At 66.7% G+C, this 11,989-nt stretch carries 8 protein-coding genes; 5 read left to right on the forward strand and 3 right to left on the reverse strand.

Annotated features, from left to right (window positions below; all coding sequences use genetic code 11):
• The first annotated feature begins 39 nt into the window (after positions 1–39).
• Positions 40–1,488: a DUF6891 domain-containing protein gene (locus D457_RS0110520; RefSeq protein WP_017580627.1), complete on the forward strand. Its 1,449-nt coding sequence runs from the start codon at positions 40–42 to the stop codon at positions 1,486–1,488.
• Positions 1,489–1,689: 201 nt separating this feature from the next.
• Here the strand turns inward: D457_RS0110520 and D457_RS34060 are convergent, their stop codons facing one another.
• Positions 1,690–3,498 (reverse strand): serine/threonine-protein kinase, encoded by a 1,809-nt coding sequence (locus D457_RS34060; protein WP_160167396.1) that lies wholly within the window; start codon positions 3,496–3,498, stop codon positions 1,690–1,692.
• Positions 3,499–3,946: 448 nt separating this feature from the next.
• On the opposite strand from D457_RS34060, the gene D457_RS0110530 reads away from it, so the two are divergent.
• The gene (locus D457_RS0110530; RefSeq protein ID WP_017580628.1) at positions 3,947–4,738 is read left to right on the forward strand and encodes a MerR family transcriptional regulator; all 792 of its coding nucleotides are present in this window, start codon (positions 3,947–3,949) and stop codon (positions 4,736–4,738) included.
• A 97-nt stretch (positions 4,739–4,835) separates the two neighbouring features.
• Here D457_RS0110530 and D457_RS0110535 read toward each other — a convergent pair whose 3' ends face one another.
• Together D457_RS0110535 and D457_RS0110540 are read right to left on the reverse strand one after the other, a co-directional pair.
• The gene (locus tag D457_RS0110535) at positions 4,836–6,032 is read right to left on the reverse strand and encodes a hypothetical protein (RefSeq protein WP_017580629.1); all 1,197 of its coding nucleotides are present in this window, start codon (positions 6,030–6,032) and stop codon (positions 4,836–4,838) included.
• 316 nt (positions 6,033–6,348) lie between these two features.
• Positions 6,349–6,876, reverse strand: coding sequence for a VOC family protein (locus D457_RS0110540; RefSeq protein WP_017580630.1), 528 nt, complete (start codon positions 6,874–6,876; stop codon positions 6,349–6,351).
• A 443-nt stretch (positions 6,877–7,319) separates the two neighbouring features.
• On the opposite strand from D457_RS0110540, the gene D457_RS0110545 reads away from it, so the two are divergent.
• From D457_RS0110545 to D457_RS0110550, 3 genes are all read left to right on the forward strand, one after another.
• A complete protein-coding gene (locus D457_RS0110545) occupies positions 7,320–7,952 on the forward strand; it encodes a hypothetical protein (protein WP_017580631.1) in 633 nt (210 codons plus the stop codon).
• Positions 7,953–9,013: 1,061 nt separating this feature from the next.
• Positions 9,014–11,290 carry a type IV secretion system protein gene (locus D457_RS37470; RefSeq protein WP_275040997.1) on the forward strand — a complete coding sequence of 759 codons (2,277 nt, stop codon included), beginning with the start codon at positions 9,014–9,016 and terminating at the stop codon, positions 11,288–11,290.
• A gap of 25 nt (positions 11,291–11,315) precedes the next feature.
• A complete protein-coding gene (locus D457_RS0110550; RefSeq protein WP_017580633.1) occupies positions 11,316–11,987 on the forward strand; it encodes a hypothetical protein in 672 nt (223 codons plus the stop codon).
• Positions 11,988–11,989 lie beyond the last annotated feature (2 nt).

Consider the following 11,989-nt stretch of genomic DNA (forward strand, 5'->3'; position numbering starts at 1 on the left):
CGGGCCACACGAGTTCGGCCGGTCTGAGAGATTGGGCGGATGAGCGATGACTGGTCGAGCGGGGAGAGTCCCTTCGACGACTTTCGGGAAAGGGTGGCCGTGATGGTCGCCGTGGGCCGACTCGGTTTCTCCGAGGTGCTGGAAAGAGCCTATGACCGACTGCTCGACCACCTGCGATCGCCTACCGGCCGATCCCTGTTCGATGAGGCCCCGGCCGACGGCGCGGCCCCCGGCAAGAGCGAGACGGACAGGGGCGAGGCGGAAGAACTGCGGGCCCGGGCCACCGAGGTCTACGACTTCGTGGACCAGAGTTTCGCCAAACACCTGCGCACCCAGCGCCGGTGGTCCGCCCGGACCGACGTCGAACGGCTCGAACGGGCGGGCCAGGCCCTGGCCGGGATCGGGACGCCGCTGTTCGAGGCGTTCGACTGCTGCGACGGCTGTCTGGAGCACCACGGCGGGGAGGAGTTCGTGTGGCGCTACGCCGACCGCCGGGACGCCAGGGCCCGCTCAGTCGTGTACTTCTTCGAGTCCGACATCGAACTCGCACTGCTGGGCGGGGGCCTGTGGGTCAGTTTCGCGGCGCGTGAGCAGAACCGGACGCAGGCGGCGGCGACGGAGATCCTCGAGGTCCTGCATGCGCACGGCCTCGACGCCGTGTGGCCGGACGAGTCGGTCCCGCGCATCCGCGTGGACATGGAGTGGCGCTGTCGGCGCCGGGGCCGCCTGGCCGCGCACCCGGGCCCCCGCGCGGACCGGGAACCGGGGATCCGGGTCCGGCTCACCAACGCGCTGGAGGATCGGTACGTGCCCTGGTGGGGTGAGCACAGCTTCCTGGATCCCTCGGTCCGGGAGTTCTCCCGTATTGCCCTGCCCTGGCTGCCCACGGGGTACCAGGTCGAGGTGACCAGCCATATCACCGGGGACGCCCTGTACCTGGAACGCGACTTCGACCGGATCCGGGTGCTGGGGACGGTCGCCCTGCTGGGGCCGATCCTGACCATGGAGCCGGAGCGCCTGGACGGTTTGGGCCGTAAGGAGGAAGAGGACCTGCTGTTGCCCCTCGGCCACCTGGAGGAGATCCTCGGCCGCTGGGCGGTGGACGGTTCGCTGCCCTTCAAGGGCGACACCCGGCCCGTCGAGCGCGGGCTCCTCGACGTCTGCTACGACGACGGCTTCCACCTCGGGGCGGGAACCAGCGCTCTCGGAATCCCCATGGACCTGGCGGAATGCCGGTCGCTGATGTACAGGGTGGTCCCGGTCGAGGGCGCGTTCGTGGTCGCCCATGCGTTCAACGGTGTGTGCGTGCAGATGGTCTGGCAGGAGAACCGCACTGTGTGGATGGAGACCCCGGACCCCGCCAGGCGTGTCTCACACGGCCGTCTGGGCACTCTCGCCGAGGTGGAGGAGCTGTTCTGCCAGCTCGCCGAGGAGGGCACGTCGGGACTGCTGGGCAGGCCGGACGTGCATGTCATTTCCTGGGATTGACGGGACCGGGACGGTCCTCGGGGAATCCGGCGCGGTCGTACTGCCGCGCCGCCCCGAACCGCCACCGGAAAGCCCGGCCGACCGACTCCGCCCGGCCGGAGCTGACAGACCGGCCCCGGCCGGGCTCACCCGGGCAGGCCGTGCCGGGTGAGCCGGGTGGGACCGCGAGGCCGGGCATGGCGGCCGAGACCGCCAGGGTGTCTAGCCCAGGCCGAAGTAGGCGCGGGACCTGGCGGGGATGAGCAGCAGCCCGCCGATGCTCAGCGTGTACAGCAGCATCAGCGCGTAGACCACCAACAGCTCCGGCGTGTAGATGAACACGATGAACATGCTCAGCGCCAGCGCCACCGCCGCGACCCCCTGCACGACCACCACCAGCGCGAACACCAGGCGGGACCGGGTGATCAGGCCGAAGGAGCCGAAGGCCGACAGCGCACCCCACAGGCCCAGGAAGACCACGGTGCCCCAGCTGGTCCCGGCGGCGGTGTCGTTCACCTGCCCCGCGCTGATGGCGGTGAGCACGAACAGCACCAGGGCGTTGATCCCCAGCATCACCATGGCGGTGAGCACCGCCGAGGGTTTGTCCATGGGCGGTTTCCCGGACCGGCCGCTGACCGGGTCCGTCACCGTCTCGGGGTTGGTCCCGGTGTGCCCCACCCCGCGCACGAAGCTCGTGCTCGCGGTGTTCCCGGACAGCGCCGACGACACGGCCTGCGGATACCCGACCTGCGGCTGCTGGGGGCCGCTCAGGTGCTGCTGCCGCAGTTGGGGCTGGGGCTGCGGGTGAGGTTGCACCTGCTGCTGCACCCGCTGCTGTGGCTGTGGGAGAGCCGCCGGAGGACGCGTGGGGGCGGCCTGTACCTGCTGCGGCTGCCCCCACGCGGGTGCGCTGCCGTAGGGACTGGGTGTGTTGTGGCCGTGTGTGTGCGGGCTGGGTGGGTGGGAGCCGGGTGCGTAAGGGCTGGGCGTGTCGTGGCCGGGCCCGCCCGGGGGTGCGTGCTGCTGCGGTCGCGGCGGCTGCTGCGGCCCGGAGTGCCACATCCCGGTTCCAGCTCCGGGGCCAGTCCCGGGGCCTCCTCCGGCGCCCGCCCCGGTCAGGTGACCCGGACGCGGGCCGGTTCCGAGGTCGGGCAGCGGAGCCTGGTGCGTCCCCACGTGCCGCTGCGCCGCCTGGCGCTCGCGCTCCAGCAGGTCCAGAGCCTGCTGCGGGCTCGGCCGGGCGGACACGTCCCTGGTCAGCAGCGCCGCGATCAACGCGCGCAGCGCCAGACTCCGGGGGTTCTCCGCGGTCCCGTTCCGCGAGAGCTGGGGCGGCATCGGAGCGGTCAGCACCGCGCTGATCATCCCCGTGACGCTGTCCCGCTTGAACGGCGAACGCCCCTCCAGTAGCGAGTACAGGGTCACGCCCAGACTCCACAGATCCGAGGCGGGCAGTGCGCGCTCGCCCTCGAACCGCTCCGGCGCCATGTACTCGGGGGAGCCGATGTACACACCAGTCTGGGTGAGCGCGGTGCTCCCGTCCACGTTCGCGATCCCGAAGTCGGTCAGCACCGTCCGGTCGTCCTCGGTGAACATGATGTTGGCGGGCTTGACGTCGCGGTGGGTCACCCCCGCCGCGTGCGCCGCCTTCAACCCGCCCAGCAGCGACCACGCCGCCTGCTCGACCCGCTCGACTGGCAACGGCCCCTCGGTGTCCAGGTGGTGCTGGAGCGAGGAACCGCTCAGCAGCTCCATCACGATCCACGGGCTGGTGTCGTGTTCAAGCACATCGTGGATGGTGACGACGGCGGTGTGACTGATCCGGGCGGTCGCCTGCGCCTCGCGCAGGGTCCGGGCGTGCGCCTCCGCGCGTTCTTCGGCGCTCATCCCCTGGGGGAGGAGCACCTCCTTGACCGCGACGTCCCGCTGCAGGGCCGGGTCCCAGGCATGCCAGACCGTGCCCATACCGCCCGCGCCGAGCCTCGTACGCAACTCATAGCGGCCGACAGAGGTACGCCCGGGAATCGACATGGGCTGGCTTCCCTTCTGGCGGTGCGGGGGTCCTGCACGGACCGGACCGTCTTTCGTGAAAGGTCCGGCCGCCGCCCTGGGGCGGGAGGTGGGGGAACCGCCGTTGAGTGAAGTTGAATGAACCGGTTTCGACCGAACTCCAACTGTAAGCCTGCCCACTGACAGCGGAACCGGAGTCAACGGAAGGTGACCGGTTGCGGTCAGAGACAGCGCTTCGCGTTTCATCATCTCCGGAGCGGTCCGGAATCCGCGAAACTCTGCCCCCACCCGCAGGTGGGGGCATGTGAGAAAGACTTTGATGATCTGACCCGAAGGGGTGGAGAATCAGCGGCCCAAAGGGGTCACCGTCCCTCCGAAGCCTCTCCAGAGAGCTCCGTTCCCTACTCTGGGTGACGACGATTGTGGCAGTGCACGAATGATGAGCGGCAGTGAAGCGGGTGACAGGGCTGTGAGCTACAGGGCCAAGACCGTGGGGGTGGTGGCCTCCCTCGTCGGGGTCACCGTCCGCACGCTGCACCACTGGGACGCGATCGGGCTCGCCGGGCCGAGTGAGCGCACCGCCGCCGGTTACCGGATCTACACGGCCGCGGACATCGCCCGCATCCACCGCGTGCTGGTCTACCGGGAGCTCGGGGTCTCGCTGGAGGAGATCGCCCGGCTGCTGGAGGCGGACGCCGAGGAGGCCACCGAATCCCTGCTCCAGCAGCGCGACCGGCTGCGCGAACGCATCCACAAGCTGGAGCGGATGGCGGAGGCCCTGGACCGGATGGCCGAAGCACGACAGGAAGGAGTCCTGCTGTCGGCGGAAGAACAGGTCGCGATCTTCGGCGAGGACTGGCAGCCCTCCTGGGCCGCACAGGCCCGGGAGCGCTGGGGCGACACCCGCCAGTGGGCGCAGTTCGCCGAACGCGCCGCGGAGAAGACCGCCGAGGACTGGCAGCTGGTCACGGAGGAGGTCCGGGCCCTCAACACCGACCTCGTCCAAGCGCTGCGGGCCGGTCTCGAGCCCGGAAGCCAGGAGGCAAACGCCCTGGCCGAGCGGCACCGGGCCTCGATGAGCGTGTACTTCGACTGCACGCACTCCATGCAGGTGATCCTCGGCCGGACCAACGTGGACGACCCGGGGTTCCGCGCCCACTACGACGGCCTCGCCCCCGGTCTGTCGGTGTGGCTGAGCGACGTTATCGACGCCAACGCCCGCGCCCAAGGCGTGGACCCGCAGACCGCAGTGTGGGAGTGACGCCAGCGGACAGCGCGGAACCCGGGCAGGCGCGTACAGCAGATCGTGCGGTAGATCGCCCACCCCTGAGACGACCGGTCGCCGATACCTCTGCTGCTCAGGTCGCCAGGTAGGCGTCGGCGGCCAGTTTCCGGACCGCCTCGGTGTCTTCGGGGTTCAGCAGGAATACGTGGTCGGCGGCCATCCGCACGCCCATCGGGGCGATGGAGAACGCGGTCTTGCCCTGCAGGAAGCTCTCCCGGGGGTTGTCGGCGGGTTCCAGGAGCGCTGCCGGGGCGGGGGTGCCCTCGTCCGCCGAGGCCTGCGCGTAGCCCTCCGCGGCCACCTCGGTCAGATCCACCCAGGCGCGGGTGCCGTGGACGGTCGCATCGGTCTTGAACGACGCGAAGCCGGAGGGACCGTCGTTCAGGCCGGAGACCTCGACCCGGAAGCTTTCGCAGTCGGGGGAGACGGGGACGTTGGTTTCCGGGCAGTCGGGGTCGTGGTCCGGGCGGGTGGTCAGTTTCAGTTGCGCGTCGTCCTCGTTGATGTAGACCACGGTGAAGGAGCGGTGCTCGGAGCCGAATTGGAGGTGCCAGGTCCGCCAGTCGGGGGAATCGAGGACGGCGAGGGGATACGGGTAGGCCTCGATCGACTCCGTGTAGGACTGAATCTGCTCCGCGGCTTCGGACCGCAGGTCCGCCAGGGTGTACCAGGTCGTCAGCGGGAGGACGAGCGCCAGCGTCACGCCCGCCAGGGCGAGACCCGTCCGGGCTTCGCGCTGACGCCACAGCTGGACCGCAAGGAGGGGGAGGACCACCGCGGCCAGGAGCAGGTAGCCCACGAGGCCGGTCATCCCTGTCGAGAAGAGGGCCAGCGAGACAGGACCGATGGGCCCGCCTCCGGTAGCCCCGGGGCCGTTGTTGAACCACAGCCCCAGGGTCGGGCCCTGGGCCAGCGCCAGGACCGGCGCGGCCAGGAGCAGCAGAGTGGTCCCGAAAGGGTGGGGCCAGCGGGCGAGCTTGAGCAGACAGGCCACCAGAGCTGCCAGGACTCCGAGACCCGCCAGGGCGGTGACGAGTACCAGGACCACCGGCAAGGCCGATTCGGAGCTTCCCGTTCCAGCGAGAAAAATCTGGAGCAAGAAGCTGACGAAGTACGCCGGCATGAGCGCGAAGAGGGAGATCAGGATGGGCAGGAAGAGCGCCAGTAGCCCGAGCGGCACGAAGGCGGGCGCGCCCAGCCGCTGGCGGGAGTCGGATCCCTGGGGAGTTGCGGGGCCGGTGGGGTCCTCGGGCTGTCGGGCGGTGGACATGGTGGCTCCGGGGGTGGGCGAGCGGGGCGATCGAGGCGGAAGGATTGGGCGAGTGAGGTAGCGCTGAGGGGGGAGCTGGGCGGTAGGGCTGGGCGGGGAGCGAAGTACGGCGGTGGGGGTTCTCGGACGCCGTCCCTCTGGCCCCTGTGACTCGGTGGAGGCCGGATCCGTTCTCCGCGGGCGGTGAGGAACCCGCCTGGACTCCGCCAGACCCTGCCCACTGAAAAAGGGGGCGTGCGATCGATTCGGCCGCACGCCCCCCGCTCCTGTTCGTCCTGTTCTGCTTGATCCGGTGCTCGGTGCCCGGTGTTAGGTGTCAGGCGCCGGGCGTCTTGGGGAGGTTGAAGTCGTTCTCCCTGAGGTAGTCCGCAGCTGCGCTCGCGGGGTCGAAGGGGCGGGCCGCGGTCATGATCACCCGGGCGTTCTCCGGGGTGGTGACCTCGATCTCCACCGAACCCCACGGCATCTGCCGGGGGGCGCTGACGGAGCCCGGCAGCGCCTTCTCGCAGGCGGACACGATCCCGTCGATTTGATTCAGCACGCAGGAGAAGCTGACGCTCATCGGCGCGGCCTCAGCGGGGCGCTCGCCTGGGACCAGGAGGACGTCCTGGAAGGCCCAGCGCCGCAGGTGTACGACCTGGCCGGGCACGGTGAAGAAGTCGAAGAAACCGAGCCCGTCGACCCAGAATTCGGTGGAGGCCGCCAGGTCATCGGTCGGCACGGTCACGAACATGGGCATGCCGTACAGGCCGCGGAACTGCTCCGGGGCAGGTGTGTCGGGTCCGGCGGGCGGCGGGACGGGGCTGACGCTGAACGCGGGGAAGTTGGGGTATTTCTCGCTCATGTGCCTCATCGTGAAGCCTCACGCCGCGTGAGGGTCAAGCCGAAGGAGAGCGAGCCGTGCGCCCGGACCCACCTCGGTGGGGCTTGACCCTGCCCCCGGGCGGTGCCGGTCGGAGCTCGCTGAGCAGGCCGCGAGTGTTTTCGGGAGGGGCGGAGAAAACATGAAACATGAATGTGGTTCCGGATTCGCTCTCGAAATGCCCGTGGTATCGAACGGCGTGGAGTGGGATCGGCAACAGGCGTGCGGGCTGTGGGTGGATTTTATTTCCGCAGTTCAGGGGATGTTTTTTTGGTGTTCCCGGGGAGGCTCTTCCGGTCTGATGGTGAATGACGGAGGCCAAATGGAATCTGGTGGAACTGGGTTTCGGTAAGCTTTCTGCGCCTGCAGTGCCGGGAGTGGCGGCAGGTTCCCCCGAACCCGAAGACCGAAAGCGCGGATGCTGAATGAAGAACGCCAAGAGCAGTAGAATCCCCACCCTCACCGCTGTGGGCATGGCCGCGGTGCTCACCCTGACGGCCTGTTCCTCGTCGGAGAACTTCGACTTCACCGAGCGCCTGGAAGGGGCGCCCTCCAGCATCAAGTTCAGCGTCCCCAGTGATCTCGGTGACCTGCACGAGGACTACGCGGACAGCCGCATCTTCGACTCCATCACCATCAGAGCGATCGAGTCCGAGGACCCGTCGATGTGCGCCGTGCAGTACGACTACGACTACGCGAGGGGCGGCCTGGAGCGTCTTGTCGAATTCGCGGAGAGCCGTGACAATGATCATTCCGTGGAAGAGCGTGTGTCGAGTCTGCTGACCAACAAGTCGCCGGGGAATGAGCAGGTCGAGGTCGAGGAGGACTACAGCTCCGCGGTGCTGCACCTGGACTGCTCGCCCGCGCCGCGTGAACCGGAGGAGGTCGTGGGCGTGACTCTCACCTACATCGACACCCGGGAGGACATGATCATGCCCGTCGCCGTCGCCTACGTCAGCGTCATGCGGGGCTCCGGGAGCGACGGTGAGCTGTACATCCAGGAGTACGAGACGCCCGACTGGAGGGTCGACTCCAACGGCAACTGGATCGCGGACTAAGGCCGCTCGCGGACCAAGACCGCGCTGATGCACTGTGGTGCTGAGGTAGTGCGGCGCTGAGGTTCTGTGCCCGCTGGGCCCTTCGCGAGTGAGAGGCGGAACCCTGCCTCTCGGGCTCTGCGGCCCTGAGGCTCCGGCTGGGCGCCGCGGCCCGGCCCCTTCCCCGCGCCTGACGCCGGTACCGGCTCGCTACTCCTACGAGCCGGTACCGCGGGCGCGTGGCTATGCGGTGGGCGGGTATGCGGCGGAGGGATCACTGTGCCCGGGTCTTGCCCTCCCTCGGGCCTCGGAGGCGAAGCATCGTGGAGCTTCTCTGGGGAGGGAGAGGCTGCGCTCGGGGGATCTGGGGGCTGGGGCGCCCAGATCCTTGGCGCCAGCCTTGGCGTTGGTAGCGGCCTCGGGTTGGCTCAGGTTCCCGTGATGTCCCGGGGCAGGGGCCAAGCGGGCGATTCGTGTTGCGCATAACGCATGACTGAAGCCTGCTGGGGTCTGCTCGGGCCCGCGCAGACCCGCTGTGGGCGGGCTGCGGGCGGGGAGCCTGAGCCAGGGGCGGGAGGGCTGCTGTTTCGGTCCTGCGGCAATAGGGACTGCGGGTCTCACGGAAGCCGAGGATGGGACTGAGTGCCAGTCCAGTTGGTTGCCATATGTCCAATTTTCAACACGAAAAGTTCTGTGACGCCCCTCATAGTCCGCATGTGGACAGCAAATTGTGGCCTTGTGGTTTTTGGGTGTTACGGCCGTCCGATCAAGCCTGTTACCTGCACAAACAAGGGGAAGCTCCTGATTTGCCCCCCGGGTTCCGGGTGGATGGGTACGGACAACCCGAAAACCGCTCGCGTTGCAGCCTTCCCTCAACCCGGTGATGACGCACCATAGAGGATGGGGTAAAGACATGCGGGGGCCTTGTGGCCGCGTGCGGCCGTGCGCTTGAGGGTGGGGTGGCGTGCGTGCGTGGTCGGAGGCCCTGGTGTGTGCCATCGATTCCCCGCACGAACCACGACGCAGGAGCTCACCAGATGACGCATCAGCACGTCCACCGGCGGGGTTGGCGACGAGCCCTGATGACGTTCCTGATGCTGAGCGGCTTCATCCTGTTGCCACTGACGGGGGCCCAGGCGAACCCGATGTGCCCGGGGAACCCGGCACCGCTTCCGGAGTCTGCTGGGAGTGGTTCAGACGGTCTTCTGATTCCGCCGCAGTCCCGTTCCGCCATTGAGGGTTCTCCTGATGGAATGCCTCCTGATGCCAGCATGTACGGCCAGTACGGAACGGCTGGTCAACAGTGGCACATGATCACCGAGTCCTGCGTTGACAAGATGGCTTCCGGGGCTCAGGCAACAATCGCGAACTCGGCTTGGGATCTGTCCAAGACCATCAACCAGTCGACCATCACTGTTTATCAGGCTGCTACTTCGGATGGGCTCCTGGCTAGTTTTTCTAGCACGGTTGAGAGTGTGGTTGTTGCCCTGCGGGAAGGGATCTGGCGTCCACTCATCCCGACGATTGTAATTTTGGGTGCTATCTGGCTTGGGTGGTATGGGCTCATCCGAAAGAGGATGACTCTAACTCTTGAGTCATCTGTGTGGATGGTTGCCGCTACTGCGCTTGGAATGTGGATCCTCATTAATCCGGCTCAGGTCATGGGTCTGGGGAGTTCCTTGGTGAACTCTGGTACTCAGCTTGTGACCAGTGCGGTTGGTCAGGTCCCCTATGGCTCTTCGTTGACTTCTTGTCCTGTTGGAGCGGAGCCTCCTGAACGGGCCTCTTGGGAGTCTGAGTCGGATTTTCAGGTTCGTCGTAACGCGGACATGATGTGGTCAAGCTTGGTCTGTCAGCCTTGGATGGCTGGTCAGTTTGGCAATGACGATATGGCGATCAACGCGGCTGAGATGCACGCGGAAGATCTGCTTGCTGCACAGGCGATTAGTAGGATCGAACAGCAGCAAATTGCTGATGGTGATCTTGATGCAGCAACTCTTGTTGCTGATAAGCAGGAGGGCTATCAGGAGATTGCTTCTGACATTCAGGAATACTATCCAAGTGTCTACCCTCTTTTCGCTGGCGATGATCAGGGGAGTAGATTGGGGGTTGCAACGCTCGCGCTCTTCGCATCGATTTTCGCTGGTGGATTGATTCTTGCTGGTTCAGTGGCGCTTATCGTGCTGAAGATCGCGTTTATGCTGCTCTTCATGCTCGCTCCGGTGTTCCTGCTGATCGGGATTCATCCGGGATACGGACGTATGGTTCTGCTCCGGTGGGTTGAGCTGATGGTCGGCTTCTTGCTCAAACAGATCTTCGTGGTTCTGATGATTGCTCTACTTGTCATGAGCTACGGCCTGGTTATGTCAACTCCGCTGGGTTGGGGCTTGCAGATGATCTTGCTTGCCCTGTTCACTCTGGCGCTCTTCATCTACCGCAAGACCTTCGCCTACCTCTTCTCTTCGGTGAACGCGAATACCTTCACCTCACGGATCGTCAGCGATGCGGCGCGGAGTCAGGCCCTCGACAAGAGCGCGATGGTCCTGCCTCCAGTCGCCTATCTCAAGAGTCAGAACTGGGGTCGGCGTAGGGGAGCCATGATCGCTGGTACAGCTGCAGGAGTCCCCGCCAATGGAGGTGTGCCCACCGGCTCTGCTGAGGGAGTTGAAGAGGTTCCGGAAAGCGGAGGAACTCGCGGGGAAGGTACACGAGCTCGGGGGACAGCTGGGTACGGCCGTGTCCGAGGCAACGACAACGCTCCGCCACTCAACGTCAACCGAACTGGTGGCCCTGGTACCGCACGGCCTACTTCAGCGCCGCGCACTAGCAGCGAAGCGCCAGATCTGGCAGGTAGTAGTTCAAGCGGAGCTGGTAGCAGTGGTGGAGCCATTCCGCCCCGACCCGCTGGTGGTTACACCGGAACTGGGGACAGCGGTTGGGCCGGGGTATTCGGTACTGGCGGTGGAAACAGGTCGAACCGAAACGAAAGCGGTGGTTCCGGCTCAGGTTCGGGTGGCGGGTCGAGTAACTCCCGTGCAGCCAGCTCCGAACGCGCGGAGCCCAGTACCGGGCGCGGTATCTTCAGCGGCCGCGAGGACACCCCTGCTCAGGGGAACCTCGGCAACCGGGGTTCACGCTGGGGAAGCCCGAAGGAGAAGCGGGAACGACCCGCTCCGCAGCGTCCGGCACGTCCGGCCCCCGCTGACCGTAGCAGGCGCGGTGACGGTGAGGGCGGTTGGCTGACCGGTTCCGGCAAGAGTAAAGACAACGCCCCCATCACCCCCTTCTGGGGTGAGAGCGGGTCATCCAGTACCCGGGACCGCAAGCGAGATGTTCCTTTCTGGCTGAACGACGACTGACCGAAGACAAGGCACCCCAAAGACCATGCCCAACCCTCTCCCCGAACGCACCCAGCGACTGGTCGTCATCGGCCTGATCGCAGCCCTGGCTGGGTTCGGGATCTATTTCAGTCTCGGCGGGTTCAGCGGAGATCAGGAGGAGCAGCCCACTGGCCCGCCGCGAGAGCCGGGAACTGCTCAGGGTGAGGCCGAACCACCCTCAAGTCCGGGTGGTTTGGCCACGGTGCCGCCCAGCCCGATTCCGACCACCGAGGCTGAGGACCTGGACGTCCTCGGCTGGTTCCCGTTCACCGAAGCGGAGTTTCAGGCTGCGGGGGCCACGGCCCAGGCCTTCGCGGAGGCCTACGGCACCATCGACTACTCGGAATCCCCCGAGACCTACTACTCCTCGATGGAAGCTCTGGCGACCGATGAGTATGCCGAGGTGCTCTCCGATGTGAACCGTGCCGGGGCTTTCTGGGAGGAAATGAGCGAGGCCGAGGCGGTGGCCCAGGGACGCGCTGAGGTCCAGGAAATCCGGACCTTCGGCAGTGACTCCATCACCTTCGTGGTCACTGCTCAGTCCATCACCGAGACCGGGGACGCCGAGTTCGATGAGGACCTGGGCGACTTCGCCGTCACCGTGATTCGAGAGCGCGGTTCCTGGGCTGTCTTCGACTTCCAGCCTGCCAGCGCAGGACAGTACGGGGAGGAGTGACC

The sequence above is a fragment of the Nocardiopsis valliformis DSM 45023 genome, from assembly GCF_000340985.1.
Lineage (GTDB): Bacteria > Actinomycetota > Actinomycetes > Streptosporangiales > Streptosporangiaceae > Nocardiopsis > Nocardiopsis exhalans.